Origin of the sequence: Pseudoalteromonas sp. '520P1 No. 423' (assembly GCF_001269985.1) — a bacterium.
Classification (GTDB): Bacteria; Pseudomonadota; Gammaproteobacteria; order Enterobacterales; family Alteromonadaceae; genus Pseudoalteromonas.
In genome coordinates this window covers 2,577,278-2,594,517 of sequence record NZ_BBZB01000001.1, presented here as the reverse complement: position 1 = coordinate 2,594,517, position 17,240 = coordinate 2,577,278, and the positions used below count along the sequence as shown (strand labels likewise).

The 17,240-nt window shown below is 34.2% G+C and carries 14 protein-coding genes; 5 read left to right on the top strand and 9 right to left on the bottom strand.

The window, feature by feature from the left end:
- Positions 1-39: 39 nt before the first annotated feature.
- Positions 40-738 carry an MOSC domain-containing protein gene (locus PSA_RS11795; protein WP_042144473.1) on the top strand — a complete coding sequence of 233 codons (699 nt, stop codon included), beginning with the start codon at positions 40-42 and terminating at the stop codon, positions 736-738.
- Between the two features lie 5 nt (positions 739-743).
- Here the strand turns inward: PSA_RS11795 and PSA_RS11790 are convergent, their stop codons facing one another.
- Entirely contained in the window at positions 744-950 is a 207-nt protein-coding gene (locus PSA_RS11790) for a hypothetical protein (protein WP_042144300.1), read from the bottom strand.
- A gap of 96 nt (positions 951-1,046) precedes the next feature.
- On the opposite strand from PSA_RS11790, the gene PSA_RS11785 reads away from it, so the two are divergent.
- Both PSA_RS11785 and PSA_RS11780 read left to right on the top strand, forming a co-directional pair.
- The gene (locus tag PSA_RS11785; protein ID WP_052379911.1) at positions 1,047-1,604 is read left to right on the top strand and encodes a GNAT family N-acetyltransferase; all 558 of its coding nucleotides are present in this window, start codon (positions 1,047-1,049) and stop codon (positions 1,602-1,604) included.
- The gene (locus PSA_RS11780; RefSeq protein WP_082305711.1) at positions 1,601-2,242 is read left to right on the top strand and encodes a YCF48-related protein; all 642 of its coding nucleotides are present in this window, start codon (positions 1,601-1,603) and stop codon (positions 2,240-2,242) included. The genes PSA_RS11785 and PSA_RS11780 overlap by 4 nt, the downstream gene beginning before the upstream one ends.
- Before the next feature lie 159 nt (positions 2,243-2,401).
- Here PSA_RS11780 and PSA_RS11775 read toward each other — a convergent pair whose 3' ends face one another.
- A complete protein-coding gene (locus tag PSA_RS11775) occupies positions 2,402-3,163 on the bottom strand; it encodes an isocitrate lyase/phosphoenolpyruvate mutase family protein (protein ID WP_042144302.1) in 762 nt (253 codons plus the stop codon).
- 172 nt (positions 3,164-3,335) lie between these two features.
- Here PSA_RS11775 and PSA_RS11770 point away from each other — a divergent pair, with 172 nt between their 5' ends.
- Entirely contained in the window at positions 3,336-4,238 is a 903-nt protein-coding gene (locus tag PSA_RS11770; protein WP_042144304.1) for a LysR substrate-binding domain-containing protein, read from the top strand.
- Here the strand turns inward: PSA_RS11770 and PSA_RS11765 are convergent, their stop codons facing one another.
- The 6 genes from PSA_RS11765 to PSA_RS11740 all read right to left on the bottom strand — a co-directional run bounded on the left by PSA_RS11765 (position 4,239) and on the right by PSA_RS11740 (position 11,796).
- Positions 4,239-5,462 (bottom strand): PAS domain-containing sensor histidine kinase, encoded by a 1,224-nt coding sequence (locus PSA_RS11765; RefSeq protein WP_059364910.1) that lies wholly within the window; start codon positions 5,460-5,462, stop codon positions 4,239-4,241.
- Between the two features lie 82 nt (positions 5,463-5,544).
- A complete protein-coding gene (locus PSA_RS11760) occupies positions 5,545-6,834 on the bottom strand; it encodes a sigma-54 dependent transcriptional regulator (protein WP_042144307.1) in 1,290 nt (429 codons plus the stop codon).
- Between the two features lie 361 nt (positions 6,835-7,195).
- Positions 7,196-8,431: an ABC transporter permease gene (locus PSA_RS11755; RefSeq protein WP_042144309.1), complete on the bottom strand. Its 1,236-nt coding sequence runs from the start codon at positions 8,429-8,431 to the stop codon at positions 7,196-7,198.
- 26 nt (positions 8,432-8,457) lie between these two features.
- Positions 8,458-9,750 carry an ABC transporter permease gene (locus PSA_RS11750; protein WP_042144311.1) on the bottom strand — a complete coding sequence of 431 codons (1,293 nt, stop codon included), beginning with the start codon at positions 9,748-9,750 and terminating at the stop codon, positions 8,458-8,460.
- 10 nt (positions 9,751-9,760) lie between these two features.
- Positions 9,761-10,477, bottom strand: coding sequence for an ABC transporter ATP-binding protein (locus tag PSA_RS11745; protein ID WP_042144313.1), 717 nt, complete (start codon positions 10,475-10,477; stop codon positions 9,761-9,763).
- Positions 10,478-10,527: 50 nt separating this feature from the next.
- Positions 10,528-11,796, bottom strand: coding sequence for an efflux RND transporter periplasmic adaptor subunit (locus tag PSA_RS11740; RefSeq protein WP_042144315.1), 1,269 nt, complete (start codon positions 11,794-11,796; stop codon positions 10,528-10,530).
- 381 nt (positions 11,797-12,177) lie between these two features.
- Here PSA_RS11740 and PSA_RS11735 point away from each other — a divergent pair, with 381 nt between their 5' ends.
- Positions 12,178-14,295, top strand: a complete 2,118-nt coding sequence (locus PSA_RS11735; protein WP_197276822.1) for a TonB-dependent siderophore receptor — start codon at positions 12,178-12,180, stop codon at positions 14,293-14,295.
- Positions 14,296-14,336: 41 nt separating this feature from the next.
- Here PSA_RS11735 and PSA_RS11730 read toward each other — a convergent pair whose 3' ends face one another.
- The gene (locus PSA_RS11730) at positions 14,337-17,222 is read right to left on the bottom strand and encodes a hypothetical protein (protein ID WP_042144318.1); all 2,886 of its coding nucleotides are present in this window, start codon (positions 17,220-17,222) and stop codon (positions 14,337-14,339) included.
- Between the last annotated feature and the right edge of the window lie 18 nt (positions 17,223-17,240).

Below are 17,240 nucleotides of genomic sequence, written 5' to 3'. Positions count from 1 at the left end.
TTGAGACAGTCAAAAATATATAAGTTAAGGGTGTTACAAATGCAAATTTTAGGGAAGTTAGAGAGTATTTATATTGGAAAAGCTGAAGCCTTTTTTAAAAAGGGATCTGAGCGTGCATTTGAATCAGCCATAAATAAAAAAATTGTTATTGAGCCAGTCAATATAAATGAAATGGGCATAATCGGTGACGAAGTGGGAGATAAAAAAATTCATGGTGGCATAAATAAGGCCGTACACTTGTATCCATCTGAGCATTATGAATTTTGGAAAGAAAAACTTCACAATTGCGACATCTTAGATAACTTTGGTGCCTTTGGCGAAAATTTATCATCAACAGGAATAACTGAAAATGATATCTGTTTAGGTGATGAAATAAAAATTGGAAGCTGTATTTTTGAAGTGGTGCAAACTCGACTCCCTTGCTGGAAACTCAATGTTAAGTTTGACCAAGATAATATGTCTCGTTTGATGCAAGATAGTATGAAAACAGGTTGGTATTTTAAAGTAATTGAAGATGGCCAAATGTCAGCAGGAGATGACATTATTCTGATCCATAGACCTAATCCATTGTGGTCATTGCATAGAATACTGGAACTATTATTTATCGATAAACTTAACTACAGCGCATTAGAGCAATTATCTAAGCTAAAGTTAGTGCCTTCTTGGCAAAAAATGGTGACCAATCGATTAAAAAATAAAAAAGTTGAAGACTGGTCTGGTAGATTAGAAGGCAGTTAATAAATTTATTTTTTTTCTAGCTCAGCTCTTGAAATTTGGTTAGGTAAAAGTACTTCAACCACTTCTCGAGCATCTACTGTATATCGCTTACCGCCAAACATAACAGATGTTTTTTCGTTTATGTCGGTTATACCTGTAAGGGTCCAGCCTTCACCACGTTCATGGCAAAAAACGGTTGTTGTTGGTTGTATCACTTTAAATTCTGTTGTCATCATTTTCTTAATTAAACACTAATAACTAAATAATAAGAGATTTCCGTTGTGCAATAAAGGTAATGATGATTAAAAAGGATAGTTTGGACTATAAATATGCAATTTCCAATATTAAAAACACCTAGACTAGCGCTAAAACCCATCTCTTATAGAGATGCAACCGCGTTGTTTAATTTATTGAGTCAATATGAAGTATGTTTATATAATAATTTTTCAGTACTTGATAATAAAGCACAGGCACAAGATCTGATACAGCAGGATTTAGAGAATAGCTATAACAATATCGGAATTCGCTATGCCATAAATAATAGCGTAGATGAGTTTATTGGTAGTTGTGGTGTGCACGAATATAACGCAAGCTGCAGAACTGCAACAATAGGTTATGAATTAGATCCAAAGTACTGGAAAAATGGTTTCATGATTGAAGCCGTTAACTATTTAATCGCTTATATATTCAGTGATAGTTGTTATTTTGTGGTGAATAAGATAAATGCTAATGTGTTGAATTTAAATATTGCTTCGATCAAGTTATTAACAAAGCTAGGTTTTGTTAAGTGTGAAAATAACATCAATAATAATGATATTCAGCAATATCAATTAACTAAAAGAATTTGGCAAAATAACACCCTATATAAAAATACAAAGGTGCTATAAATGATAAAACCGCGATTGTTATAGGAATAGGTATTGGTAATCAGTCAATATTATTTAAAACATTAGACGCAGGTAAAACCTGGGAAAAGCGCTATCAAAATCAAGATATAAAAGGTTTTTTTGATTCAATTGCATTTTGGGATGAAAATAATGGCCTATTAATGGGCGACCCTGTCGATGGTTTTTATGTCATTAAACGCACTAAAGATGGCGGTAAAACTTGGAGTAGAATTCCGCAAAACAATATACCTAAGATTTTAGAGAACGAATCAGCTTTTGCTGCGAGCGGTAATACGCTCATTGTTTGTGACAATGGCAATGCGTGGTTTACTACAGGAAGATTATCAGCATCAGTATATTCAAGTGATGATTTTGGCAATACATGGCAAAGTGAAGCCTTGCCACTTCATCAAGAATCACCAACATCTGGTGGTTATGCACTTGCTTTAAATTCTCAAAAACAGTTATTTGTTTTGGGTGGTGATTATTTAAAAAGAAATAATAAATATAATAACCTCGAGAGATTAAAAGATAATAAATGGTCAAAGGTTAATACGGGTGATCTTGGTCTGAGAACAGCTATGTCATGTATTAATAATACTTGTATCACAACAGGTAAACTGGCAACCGTTAAATAGTAAAACCAAACAGGGTTTTTATACTTTAGCCAGTAATAATAGCTTAATTTTAGCTGCAGATGGCAGTATTGGCGTGATTGAATTTACCGATTAGATTTTATTTAAATCTAATCTAGCCTACTAAATTCATTTGTAGGCTATATATTTTAAAATATGAGATTAGTTATTAAAAACGGGATCAAAAGATTTAGACTCTAAAACATCGGTAATCTTATATTCTAAATTAGCAGCTAAGCTATCAAACAAAAAGTTACCCATACTGATCCTATTAACTTTTAATTCTTTTAATGCTTCAAAGTTAGGCAACTCAGGCATACACATCACATTTACGGCAAGCTCAGTACTGTTTACAACTGCTGTTATATCACTTTCATTAGTAATACATGGCACAAATACACCATCTATATTTGCAGTTTCATATCGTTTTATTCTCTCTATTGTTTGCTCTAGCACCTTGTCAGAACCTAAGATAAAGGTATCTGTTCTTACATTTATAAATATATCGACATTATCCTTTGCTAACTGTTCAGTAACAGCATTAAGATAATCAGCAAATGCATCTATATTAATCAACTTTCTGGTTTTATTGACTAGACTATCTTCAATATTGATACCGACGACACCTAACTCAGATAATGTTTTAATGAAACCAGCAGTAACTAAAGGGTCACGGCTATAGCCAGATTCAATATCGACTGTTAATGGCAAAGTTGTAGAGGCTAAAATGCGTTTTACTATGTATAGCAATTCATCGAAGCTCATTTGTTCTCCGTCTTCATAACCAAGCATCTGAGCAATTGCAGCACTGGAAGTACCAAGCGCTTTAAAGTTTGATTTTTGAGCTATCTTAGCGCTATTTGCATCCCAAACATTACAAATTAACAAAGGTGTATTTTTATGGTGCAGTTGTTTAAATTTCATATAAAAGCCTATTAGTTTTATAAATACTGAATATTTTTGTATGAGATAATTTTGCTATTAGATGATATTTAAAGCCAATGGTAAATTCTTAACTCAATTATAAGCTGTACTTATATTAGTAAGCTGTATAAGATTATTATCAGTTTTAAATTATTTAGTTACCTTTACAATTATGGATAAACGTTTAAACAATTTAAATAATTTACGCTGTTTTGAAAGCGCGGCACGTAATCAAAGTTATAGTAAAGCAGCAATTGAATTATGTTTGTCTCAAGCCGCTGTCAGCCAAAAGATGCGTCAGCTAGAAGAGTCATTAAATACTAAATTGTTTATACGTAAAGGGCGACAAATGACCTTATCGCCTTGTGGACTAAAGTTGTTAGAAGTGACACAGCAAGCCTTTGGCTTACTAATTAATGGACTCAATGATATCCAAAGTGAGGGTATTGAAGGCAGTTTAACAATTACTTCAACACCTGCTTTTACTTCAATGTGGTTAATGCCTAAATTACATGAATTCTCACTGCAGCATCCAGAAGTTAAGATACGTGTAGCATCATCGAATAGATTCGAAGACTTAAAACAAAGCCATATAGATTTAGCGATACGCTTTGGTACCAGTGTAGATAAAAATACCCCCTCAGATCTTAAATGTGAATATTTTGGCCAAGATGAAGTGTATCCTGTTTGCTCTAAAAAATTAGCTGGGAAAGTTAATTTTAATAGCCCGCAAGATATTTTAAATTCGTGGTTAATTCGACTAGAAAAAGAAGGACCTTATAATTGGCAGGCTTGGTTTGAAGCTGCTAGTGTAAAAGGCCATGAAAATCACACTCAATGGACTGAAGTGGTGAGCACTGATATCGGTTTAAGCGCAGTAAAGAGTGGTCATGGTTTTACTTTAGCGGCTAAGTCACTATATCGTGAAGGCCAAGAGTCGGGCGATCTGGCCATTCCAATTAAAATAAAACACCCTACAGCAGTAAAACGCTATCTAATCTTTGATCATAACTCGCCTAAGCGAGCAAGATTACAAGTGTTTATGGATTGGCTCAAAAGAGAAATGAATGTGTGATCAGCGTGGTAAAATCACGCTAACACAAAAGCCTTGTGGTGCTAAATTATTAAAAAGTAACTTTCCTTGATGTGCTTCAATGATGTCCTTACACAGTGCTAAGCCTAAACCTGTTCCTGAATGTTTAGTAGAATAAAAAGGTAATAAAGCATGTTTGATCACCTCATCAGACATACCTAGTCCCTTATCTAAAATATCTATTTTAATGAATTGTGCTTTTTGTCCATTAGCATTAATCTCGGAAATATTAACTAGTGTAATGCTATCAGGGTCGGCTTCGTCTGCATTTTTCAAAAGGTTTACTAATACTTGTTCAAATTGGCTTTGATCTAAATCTAGCGTATTGCATGTTAATTTATTATCAAGTTTAAAAGGATATAACTCCGATAGATGTAACATGAGATCGTTAATTTCAATGGGTGCTTTAATAGGTTGCCTTAATTTAGCAAAAGTTGCGTAACCACTGACAAATTCACTTAAATGGTTTATACGACCAGATATAGAATTAAATACACGATCTAATTTAGGTTCGTCCAACTTTTTTGAAATCAATTTACCACTGTGACACATGCTACTAATAGGAGCGATTGAATTATTTAACTCATGGTTTAATACTTTTATGACTTTTTTCCAAGTATTGCTTTCTTGTTTTGCAAGCTGCTCAGTCATAGGCTTTAATAAAAATAAAGTATGTGATGCAAGGTTTAGTCGTACAGATGATCGTGAAATGTGCCAAGCCTGAGGTTGGCCGTAATCATCTGTGCTTGTAAATATTGAATCTGATCCTTGGCTGACGTCATTAACATGTAAAGCTTGTTTAAGCTCATGAGATAAATCTTTTGTTAATTCATTAATGTCAGAACCAATTAAGCCATCAGTATTGAATAAAGAGCTGCATTGTTGATTAGCAAATACTACTTTTCCTCGATGATCTATTAAAAGGGTAATAACAGAGGAGGCGTTGATCACCATATCGAGTAACATTTCTCTTTGGTAAAGACGTTGTCGTTCCAATCGAAGAAATTCACTGGCTTGATTAAATTGGTTAAACAGTGCTTTATGTTGATGAGAAATTTTTTCGGGTAAACTTGCTGAAAAATCTCCATCTATAAAATTTAAAAACCCTTGCTCTAAGCTTTTAACTAATAGCTTTTGAGCTCTATTGTGTTTAACAATAATAAAAGCATTAAAAGCAAATAGGCATAAACCTAAAAGTATTACCATAGTAGTATTTTGGGGAAGATTATAAAAACATAGAATAAAGAAAATGATATTACTTAAAAGGATAATCATTAAGTTCATTTATTTAGTCCTGTTGCTTTATATTATGCTTTTCAATTCTGCGGTAGAGTGCTTGGCGACTAAAACCCAATTCATTTGCTGCACGTGAAATAACCCAATTATATTTATTTAATGTTGCTTCAATGAGTTCAGCTTCACTTGGTTGTTTTTGTATCGAGCCTAAAGTTTGTGGATCATTAGATAAAAAATCTTCAATAGATAAACAAGCTTCATTTGCAAATACCAACGCACGTTTACATGCGTTTTCTAGTTCTCTAACATTACCTGGCCAAGACTGAGCTAATAAATGATTTTTTGCACAAGCTGATAAACTATGATCTTTACCAATAAAGTATTCTGCTAAGGGTAAAATGTCATCTTTTCTTTGATTAAGTTCTGCTAACTGTAATTCAACAATATTGAGTCTGTAGTATAAATCTTCTCTAAACAACCCTTGGTTAATATCTTCTTGTAGATTGCTATTGGTTGCACTAATCACACGAACGTCTACTTTTAATGTTTTACTGGAACCGAGTCTTTCAAATTCACCTGTTTGCAGTACACGTAATAATTTCATTTGACCGGCTAAATTGAGATCTCCGATTTCATCTAAAAACAAAGTACCGCCATTAGCTGCTTCAAAGCGTCCTTCTCTTGCAGTATTCGCGCCTGTAAATGCGCCTTTTTCAGCACCAAAAAGCTCAGCTTCCATTAAATCATGGGGTAATGCACCCATATTAACTTTTATAAAAGGGCTGTTTTTACGTTTGGAGTTTTGGTGAATATGATCAGCTAATTTCTCTTTACCTGAACCATTAGGGCCTGTGATCAATGTATTGATATCAGACTGAGCGACTTTATTAGCCGTATGGATCAAGCTATTCATTTGTTGACTTTGATAGATAAAACTAGAACTTGGTTCTTGTTTTACATCTGGTGTCGCTTTATTTAAATTTTCACTTATAACCTCTAGTAATTTATCATCGTTCCAAGGTTTAGGTAAATAATCCGCAGCGCCAGCTTTGACAAGTTCGATTGCGGTTTCTAACTGACTCCACGCTGTTATTAGAATTATTGGGATATTAGGATTAATATGTTTTATATCGTAAAACAGGTTTTTACCTTCGTCTCCGGAGGTTGTACCATCGGTAAAATTCATGTCTTGAATGACAAGATCAATCTTTTGATGTGACACAGCCATTAAAGCTTTTTTTATGGTAATTGCAGTGTTCACTTCATAATCATAAAGACCTAGTAATAAATCTAGCGCGTCTAATATGTCTGGGTTATCGTCAACAACTAAAATACGCTTCAATTTTATTTTCCTTTATTATTTTTATTACAAAACAAATTACGGATATTATACCCATGCTATCTCAAGATGCGAGTTTCAGGATAACTGAGCAATTCATGATCTAGGCGCATCTTTGTATTAATGGTCGCTCCCTTAAAAGAAGATGGAACAACGAGCTTGAATTGCTCAGAAGTCCCCGCAGGGTTGGTTTAGAAATGCTTTATGCTGCGTTAGATGAATTTGAAATAGAATAACTATGACTGTATTCATCTGCCTTGCTTAAAGCGTTTCTAACTCCAACTGAATCCTGCATCTTGAGGTAACATTGGTATATATGCTTTGTCTTACGCGGGACTTCAGTCCCGCATTTTTTATTATTAACTTATAAAGTATGTGTTGCCACCACAGGTGATATTTTTGTTGTTTTATATGCAGGTAACCATGTTGCTAGCGTGCCTGATATAAATATAATACTTGCCGCGATGAAATATAACAGAATATCTGGTTTGTCTATAGTGATCACTTGGCTTAATAAGATATTAATTATAATGGTCGAAGCTATCCCTAAAATACATGCAAATAAACTCATTAACCAATTTTCACTAAATACATATAAAATAATATCTTTTTTTGTTGCACCTAAAGCACGACGTATGCCTATATACTTACGCTGTTGTGACATGTGAAAATGCGCATGAGCGAAATTACTGACAATTGTCACCATAATCATTAATACACACAATATTTTAAATAAACTAGCCAAGCCAGTTTCTTGGCTAAAGAAGTTTTTATGACGTTCACTCATGCTATATACATCCATTATATCGCGTTCCGGTTGTACTGCTAAAATCGTAGATTCGACTAACTTTTTAACATTATTCAACTGACCAGGTTTGATTCGTAATAAATAATTTTGTGTGTAATCAAATTGGGCAAATGTAAAGTTACCAAACACAGCGAAATATTTAGCGCGATCTTCCCATCTTGGATTAACCATAAAGTCTTTAGCGATACCGACAATTCTACCGTGATTTGAAAGTTTTCCGATTGCAGACTCATTAGGGTAAACCGCTTTTGCTAGAGATTCAGTAATAACTATATTTGGCTGTAACTCATCTCGTTTACCTGCGTAGTAAGCCTCTGTCATATCGTCATCTTTTGTTAATGCGCGGCCTTCGATTATTTCAAGACCTAGGTTTTCTACACCTAATTCATTTGAATAAAATATTGGAACGTAATCTAAATCTTTTGCAGTGATGGCATCTCTAGGTGTCGCTTCATCTTTGAAGTTACCGTTCCAGCCTCCATTTTGTATAGGTAGTTGATTATATTGTGCTGCACTTATAACACCATCAAGCTCAGTTAACTTTTTTAAATCTTGTTTAGTTATTGCATCATAAAAAGTTTGATCTTTATATTCACCTGACGTGGGTAATAGTTGAATTGCTAATAGGTTTGGTACATCAAACATTAATGGATCATTAATTTTTTTACTGGTGTCTAAACTGATCAATACAGTATTAACGACTAATCCTAAAGTTAAAGCTAACTGTAATAACAGTAAACAGGTTGCAAATTTTCTCAGTAATAGTGCTTTTAGTAATGCTTTTATATTCATTTGTTTTCTCCTTTTATCTGAGCCGTTTATTTCAGTTGGGCACTTAAGCTTGAATTACTAGCTTGTACTAGTGGATACAATGAACTTAAAAAGCTCGTAATGATTGCTATACAAATGCCCATAAAGACCAAACCTGAATCAAAAGATGCGCTATCACTTAAATAAGGAAATAAAGTTAATGAGAACTTTAAGAAAAGCCAGCCTAAAATTAAAGCTAACACAGCGCAACATGTACCTATGATCAAGCTTTCAACCGCACTTTGGTACAAAACATGTTTTTTACTAGCACCTACAGCGCGACGAAGTCCAGTTTCAAACTTTGCACTGTGATAACGGGCTAATAATAAGCTACTGGCGTTAAATATACATACAGCAAGAAACAATACAGTTGCTAATGCAAATGCCAGTATTTTTTCATCGACTACTTTGTTTTTATCTAGCCATTGATTAACGTTATACAACTTATTATTGATTGGAAAAGGGTGCTCACCAGAATCTTTTAAACTTTGGCTATAACTATCTAAATAATTTTGAAATTGTGCTTTTTGCTGTGCGTTATCTAATTGAACATAAGCTTGCATATAAAATGCATTTTTATCTCTTGTATCAGATGCATTTTCATATCGTTCTGTAGAAGATGCTCTTGCACCTATGCCCCAATTATTTGTAAGTGCAGTTTCTAATGGGGCATATAAATCATCGGTTTTGTTAAACGCACGTCTTTCTGTTGCATGATAGAATAAAGGCTTTAAAGTCCAAGGCTTTAACACACCTACTACACGAAATACTTGTGTACCAATTTCAACCGATTTGCCAATACTATTTCCTCCACCAAAGAGTTTTTGGTTTAAATCTGAGCCAATAACAATGTCGTTGGCATTTTCGTTTGCCCACGTACCGCCAAATTCAAACGGTGCGTTGGTCAGTTCAAAAAACTCGCTGGTTGTTGCGCGAGTTTCTGCACTAAAACGCGTTAAACTTTTAGATTCAACATTACGCGTATAAACCTGAGAAGCATAATGTGCTAGGCTATATGTTGGTATATCACTTTTTAAGATATGCATGGCATCTCTATAACGTAATATATGCAAAGGCTCTGAGTTATTGCCATCTTTTTCAGGCCAAGTTGTCATATTTACACTAAATATTTTATCGCTTTTTTCTGGAATAGGATCACTCGACATCACTTTTAAAATAGCTAGATTAGCCAGTAATACCGCGACACCGACAGCTAAAGTTGTGATCATCAGTATAAAAAATAACTTATGGCGCTTTAAATTATGTTTACTGAGTTTTAAATAATATAAAAACATATCCATTACTTTCTCCCTAAGCCGTTTGTGCTGTATTTAAGGCTTGATTGTTTAATGGCGCGTAAATGCTCATATCAGTTATTTGACCATCTATTACTTGAACATTACGTTTTACCGAACGTGCTTGGTCAGGGTCATGTGTCACCATAATGATGGTACTGCCTTGATCGTTTAATGTGTGCAATAATTCCATGACTTGACGTGCCATTAAAGAATCTAGATTACCAGTTGGCTCATCAGCTAATAAAATTTTAGGCTCACCCGCTAAGGCTCTGGCAATTGCGATACGTTGCTGTTGACCGCCTGATAGCTGGCTAGGTAAATATTTATGGCGACTTGCTAAACCGACTTGCTCAAGTGCTGACTGTATACGGCGTTTTCGCTCTTTTGCACTAAATCCACGATATCTCAGTGGCATATCAATGTTGTCAAATATATTAAAGTCAGGAATAAGATTATAGCTTTGAAAAATAAAACCAATTTTTTCGTTTCTTAATCGCGAAAGCTCGTCATCTTTAAGTCCTTTGACGTTTACACCATCTAATTCATAAGTTCCGCCATCAAAACCATCTAATAAACCTGCAACATTTAAGAAAGTTGATTTACCAGAGCCTGAAGGGCCTGTCACTGCAACAAATTCCCCCGAATTTACTTGTAAATGAAAGTCTCTTAAAGCGTGCGTTTGAATGGTGTCTGTTTTAAATACTCGACTGATTGATTGCATATTTAACATTGTGATTTCCTTAATTTATTTAAAACTGTTATTTTGTTTTAATTATTGTTTTATATAGTTAGCTTAATGTGTGTGTTCGTGGCGAAGTCAGAGTGATCAGATATTATTAACTCATCATTTTCTTTAACGCCTTGTAAAATTTCAACAAATTCTACACTTGATATACCCACACTGATTTTTTGTTTTACTGCATAGTTATCAGTAACTTTAAATACTGATTTAGCGGCTCCGGCTTTTAAGAAAGCACCACGTTTAACCATTAATACGTCAGATTTTCGTTCGAATTCGATAGTGGCATTAACTCTTTGATTTTGTCTTAAATTATGCGCATGATTATTATCAATAGAGATCCTGATCTGTACTTGGCTATTGTTAATTTCAGGTGAGATAGAACTTAATGTACCTTTTAGTTTTTTTCCGGCAACAGTCATATTAACTGTTAGACCTATGCCTAAATCATCAGCGTAAAACTCAGGCACATTAAGTTGCGCTTCATATTGTGTTAAATCAACGATTGTCATAAGTGCTTGAGAGTCTGCAACACGCTCTTTTTGTTCGATTAACCAGTTACCGACTATACCTGCGACTGGGGCTTTTATTGCTAAAGCCTGTTCTCGGCGAAGTAATTCATCTAAAATGATTTGCTGTTGGTTTACCTCAAATTGACGGGTTTGATTTTCAAACTCTAAACGTTTTTTAGCAAGCTCTACGCGTTTATTCGCATGTTGATGTCTTAAGTTAGCCTCTAATAGTTCATCTTGAGTTTTAGCGTAATCAAGCTCACTGATAACTTGCTTATCAAAAGATAATTTCGCGCGTTGATGCTCCCTATTTGCAGCATTTAATCTGACTTTTGCTTCATCTAAACTGCGTTCTAAATCTAATTGTGCTTCGTCATCTTTTAATGATCCACGACTAGCTTCAATTTTAAGTTTGTCCAGTTGGGATTTATTTTGTTTTATTAAAGATATCAGTTCAGGGCTATTTAGCTTAGCTACAATTTGACCTTTAGTTACTTTATCGCCTGGGCGACTTAGCATAGTAACATCACCAATTTCTGGACTGTAAAGTTGCGGCGCATTGGCTGCCACTAATTTACCTGATACTGCTACATCTCTTATTAATTCACCACGAAATACTTTAGCTGTGAGTAAATTGGTTTTATCTACTGAGATAATACCTGAATACCAATTGCTAAGTGTTGGTAATGTATAAATACCTGCGATGATTACAATAATCGAAAAAAGCATATATTTAACCCAAGTGTTCGATTTAACGTTTTGTATTTGCTCATCTTGAGTCTCTGTGCTTTTTATCATGGCTTTTCAACATATTAATAATTTATATATGTAATAGAGCAGGTTGAGTGCCAACTTTTTATATTTATATAAGTTACTGTTTAATAAGTGTATTACTTTTATTGGTTAAGCAAGGTGTGTCCGATCGGACACCTGAATTGTCCGTTTGTGTCCAGTTAAATAAATGGTGGACAGCGGTGAGCAGTAAATTATATATTTTTGATAAATAGGTCAAATTTACTAAACTAGATAAATAACTCCAAAACAAAGCAAAAAATGAATACTGTTAAAAAGTTATATATATTTTCCTCATTAATATTTCTATTAAAAAGTCAGCATACATTAGCTGAGGATAATGATTTATTTGAATTATCATTAGTTGATTTATTAAATATTACAGTGGTGAGTAGTAATGGTATTGAAGAAAATTTGATAGATGCTCCCGCAGCTATGGTTGTTTTGACTGAAGATGATTTTCACCGAAGGGGATATAATAATTTAAAAGAGATATTTATTGATTTACCCGGGTTTGATGTGATTCAAACTGGGGGAGCAAATAACACAACTTCTTATCAAAGGGGATATAGAACCCCTACGACTAACAGAACATTGTTCATGATTGACGGAGTCGTGGATAATAATTTGTGGAGCCACGAGTATATAATGGCCCATCAATATCCAATAAGTATGATAAATCGTGTCGAAGTTTTATATGGTCCCTCATCAGTTCGCTATGGCGCAAATGCATTTTTAGGTGTGATAAATGTCATCACAAAAAAATGTAAAACTTTAAAAGAGCATGAATCAGAATTTTTAATAAAAACTGAAATAGGTAGTTGGAACTCAAAAGCATTAGAGATATTTACAAGAGCAAAGTTAAAAAGGCTTAGTTTTGACATCGCAGCTGTAATATTTAACTCTGATGAAGAGGATCTATCTGATAGATGGGGGTTTCTTTCAAATGACTTATATAGTCAAACTGATATTTGGGGACCTATTTTAGAATATAAAAACAATGGAAAATCTTACGGCTCATATCAGGATGAATCAGATGATTGGGGGGTGTTTGCTAATATATATTTTAATAATATAACTATTGGGATGTTCAATTGGCTAATTGATGAGGGCTATGGAGGACAATATACGGCAGATAGAGGGCAAAATAATGGAGACTGGTACCGCTCTTCAAAACAGATGTATTTAAATCATGACTGGAAAAATAATAATAAATTTAAGGTGAATACAAACCTTACATATAGTGAAAGCCGCATATGGGGGAATTGGGCTGAAGCCACACCTGACTGGGAAACAGGTATGGAAAATTTTTCTTACATAAGTGTCACGAATTGGAATAGTTCAAATTCAGCAATTGAAATAAAACAAGATTTTGATTATATGCTTAATACACAATTTAGATATTTATCTGGCTGGCGCTTTAAACGTTCTGATTTAACCAAAGCATATGACGTTCCAGGGTATTGGGGAGCCTATAGCTCTACAACTCCAACTAGTAATGTGGGTCCATATGGATTTGGTGCCGCAATATATTACAGCACAGATCCTATTTATGATTTTGATTCGAAAACGCTTAAAGAAGTACCTAGTGATAATCGTGTTAAATTTAATGATTATGGTGGTTACGCATCATTTATATATGACAATGAAGCCTTCAGGGCTAATTTCGGGATCAGATATGACAAAAATAAAATTTGGGGCTCGTCAATAAACCCAAGAGTGTCTGGAATTTATAAATATAACAATAGTAAATCTTCTATAAAACTGGTGTATGGTGAAGCATTTCAAGAGCCACCAGCACAACAATTATATGGAGGTTGGTCTGGTAGACAGGAAAACCCAGATCTAAAACCAGAAAAAGCCAAAAACTTAGAACTTATTTTTATGCATAAAACATATCTATGGCTACATGATATTTCTTTGTATAGTGCATGGTATGACAACGTGATCCGTGAAGATTCAATAAACAATGGTAGCCGAAATGTTACTGGGCTTGAATATAGAGGCCGTTTTGAATTTCAAAACTTTCTTAGCGAACAAAATAATATTACTGGTCATTTATATTACACATTCACTCACGCTAAAACGGATCGAATGTTTTCTCACGATGATAATGTATGGGTTAATAAAAACGGTACATTAGGGGATATTTCGCCACACAAAATAAATTTCCTAATAGACATACCTTTCAAAGAAAGTTGGAATGTTAATTTTAAAGCAAACTATTTAGATCGCACTAAGCTATATTCACGTAATCCACTTATTCTTCAAGGTATTGAAGTTGGTTCCAGGGTGATTTTTGACTCATCTATAAGCTATTTAAGTAAAAATTGGAAAGTTTCATTAAAAGCACTTAATTTATTTGATAGAAAAATACTTGCACCAGGTATTCAAAAAGCAGATTCCGGTAATGATTTTTCTAAACGGAGCCTTGGGTTTAGTAACTCCCTTAGCGCACAACCTGGACGTTCATTTTGGTTAACATTGAGTTATACGTTAAAGTAATAAATAATAGGGGTGATAGTTTTCACCCCCTTAATTCTATCTTACCATTTATGCCATAAACCTAACCATGTTTTTAAATCAGATTTACTGTTTTCTGGATTGACTTGCGCTAGGCCTAAATTGATAGATAAATTTGAAATACCGGTAAAACCAAAATCATTGGTAAATTCACCTTTAATACCATAAACATCTATATTGTCTTGATCTTTCATTGTGTGTCTGGTGTAAAATAATCTGCCAGCTTCAAATGGTGAGAACACCTCATATTTTACATAGTCATTTGTTGTTGCAGAGTAAAATGGCATTTCAGGTGCGAAAACCGTATTTTGATGTGCTTTTGGCTGCATTAAAGTTGAACCAAATCCACCTATATTTATTATATTACTAGCCTCATCACTTCGCTTGATAGCTTGAACTTCTGCGCCTAATCCAAAACGCTTAACATGGCCAGCTAATGAGAACATGGCATTATAGCCATCATAATTCATATCCTCTAATTCGCCAGATATATAATTTAATTTTGATTTTTGACTTACACCCCATACTTGTTTATCAAAATACCAAGATTGTTCAAAACCAAAAGACTGATAATGGTGATTAGCACTTATGTCATTAGTTTGTGTATCTGCAAAACGTATTTGCGCAATTGTATTGATAGATAAAGTATTTGTTCTAAATGGATAAGATGCTTCAAGTAATAAACCTGTGTCTGAAATATCTGTAGGGGCATTTGTAACAGCATGTTTTTGTTCGTCAACTTTTAAATCATATTGATAAGCGTGGGCGAACAGTTTTATTGGCCAACCTTGCCAGCGTACATTTGCACTGGCGCCTGATAAAATATTTTTATTTAAATCTGAGCTCACATTCACTTGCCAATCAAAACGACTTAACACATCGCCACTTTTGTAACCTAATTCAATTAAGTTTGTAGAAGCAGAGTAGAAGCTTTCTCCAATACTCAGTGTGCCTTCCTGTGGACCTATACCATAGTCACGTTGCTGACCTATGGATTCATCAACAGTCATTTGAGCAGGGCTTAGTTTAATTGGGCTATTATCGATGGCCATAATATCAATATTGTTATGTTTTATTATATCGGTAACTTGTACAAAATCTTGTTGTTTTAACGCTAATTGATATATATCAGGACCTTTAGAATTAATTGATAAATGTAATAATGAATCATCATTCTGTGCGATAGGCCAAGAAACTGGGTGTTCACCAGAAGTCATGGCTGACAGAGAATCCGTTTCAAAATTATATTGATACATTTTCACTTCACCTTGCGTACCCGCAACATAATAAAGCGAATTACTATCTTTAGACCATTCAGGATAGGACAAGAACTGGTAATTAGTAGGCACTGGTATTACAAAGTCTGAGTGAGAGCTTGAGTTTAAATCCTTTACTTTTAATTGCCATTTGTTATTTAAACCTGTTGTTAAATAAGCAAGTTGACTTGCATCAGAGTTTAATCGTGGAAAATCATAAATGTTCGAGGTAGATGCTTTATTTAAATCTGATATCTTATTGCCGTTAAAATCAAATTTAACCAGTTGTGATTTACCAAAACGAGATTGTTCTGCGATAATGACATCATCAGTAATATCGAATCGACGAAGATTAGCTGCTTGGGTTATTTGTTTTGTTTTACCTGTATTTAAGTTCCAACTGAATAAATCTTGGTGTAATTGTGAATCGCTGCCTTTGGTAGATGCACCAAAGATAATGGTATCGTCATTTAACCATCGAGGGTTTCTTATAGATTGGTAATTAGTTTGATTTAAAGTGAATTTGATTTCTCTTTTAAATACTTTAGGTGTCTTGCCTATAATATCTTGAGGATCGTCTTTAAGGATTTCTTTCGATCTTTTATCAAACTTTTCCGCAGCCTTAATATTATCTTGTGTTGTATATATGTTTAAAATAACTTCTTTGTGGTCTTCTTTTCTTTGTGTTTCTACAACGGCAAGTAAATTGCCATTTGGACTTAAAGCTGGTTCAGATACTTGACCTGTTAAATCTAACCAAAGTTCAGAATTTGAATCTGCATACTGCGCTTCTTTACTCATGGCTTTGAATGTATATTCCGCTACAAATCTTTTATACAAGGTTTGGGCTGAATCTTGGAATACACCCTCAAATGATTGATTAAAACTACGTTGCTTAACTGCTTTCCAACGTGACCAAACAGCATCTAAAGTATCTTCTCCATAATTTTCTTCAAGCCATTTTAAATAACGTACACCAACTAAATATGCCATAGAACCTGACATATAACGCTTGTCCATTTTACTCAATTGGCTATATGTAGGTAAGGCACCTTCACGGGAAAATTGTTGAATTATAGCTTCTACACCATCATGATATAACCGACCACGACCTGTTAGTTTTGATTCTTGTAAAGTCGCATAGCCCTCAGCAACCCATCGATCAGCTTTGATGATAGATGCATCATATAGATCCCATACTTGCGCTAATTGGTTTCGCCATTCACTTCGATTTTTTTGTGCTAAGTGAACTAAATGCACGTATTCATGTAAAACTAATAATTGTTGCCAACTACTAGAGTTTGAAATAACGCTATCTGATTGTGGCGGAGTTGCAAATAAAGCCATATAGGGTTTACTGCTAAGTGGAACTGCAAATCCATTTGAAGCATTAAGTGGATCAACAATATAGGCATCAACTTTTTCGTCTAAAACGCGATTTTGTTGCTTTTGGATAAGCAAACGTACATTTTCCATTTCTCTGGCACTAGATAGTGCCCAATCTCTATATTCAGGTGTGAAATGAACTCTGAAGTTTTCAGTTTCGAAAGTTTGCCATTGTGATGATTTATCGACAGATACTGCTTGGCTATTAAGAGAGTATAATGCAAGGGTGCTTAAAGAGAATGCTTTAACAATGGAGTTGAATTTCATAATACTGTCCGGGGTTAT

Coding starts and splice junctions, on each gene's coding strand:
- PSA_RS11795 (WP_042144473.1), top strand. CDS start 40: ATGCAAATTTTAGGGAAGTTAGAGAGTATTTATATTGGAAAAGCTGAA.
- PSA_RS11790 (WP_042144300.1), bottom strand. CDS start 950: ATGACAACAGAATTTAAAGTGATACAACCAACAACAACCGTTTTTTGC.
- PSA_RS11785 (WP_052379911.1), top strand. CDS start 1,047: ATGCAATTTCCAATATTAAAAACACCTAGACTAGCGCTAAAACCCATC.
- PSA_RS11775 (WP_042144302.1), bottom strand. CDS start 3,163: ATGAAATTTAAACAACTGCACCATAAAAATACACCTTTGTTAATTTGT.
- PSA_RS11770 (WP_042144304.1), top strand. CDS start 3,336: ATGGATAAACGTTTAAACAATTTAAATAATTTACGCTGTTTTGAAAGC.
- PSA_RS11765 (WP_059364910.1), bottom strand. CDS start 5,462: ATGGTAATACTTTTAGGTTTATGCCTATTTGCTTTTAATGCTTTTATT.
- PSA_RS11755 (WP_042144309.1), bottom strand. CDS start 8,431: ATGAATATAAAAGCATTACTAAAAGCACTATTACTGAGAAAATTTGCA.
- PSA_RS11750 (WP_042144311.1), bottom strand. CDS start 9,750: ATGGATATGTTTTTATATTATTTAAAACTCAGTAAACATAATTTAAAG.
- PSA_RS11745 (WP_042144313.1), bottom strand. CDS start 10,477: ATGTTAAATATGCAATCAATCAGTCGAGTATTTAAAACAGACACCATT.
- PSA_RS11740 (WP_042144315.1), bottom strand. CDS start 11,796: ATGATAAAAAGCACAGAGACTCAAGATGAGCAAATACAAAACGTTAAA.
- PSA_RS11730 (WP_042144318.1), bottom strand. CDS start 17,222: ATGAAATTCAACTCCATTGTTAAAGCATTCTCTTTAAGCACCCTTGCA.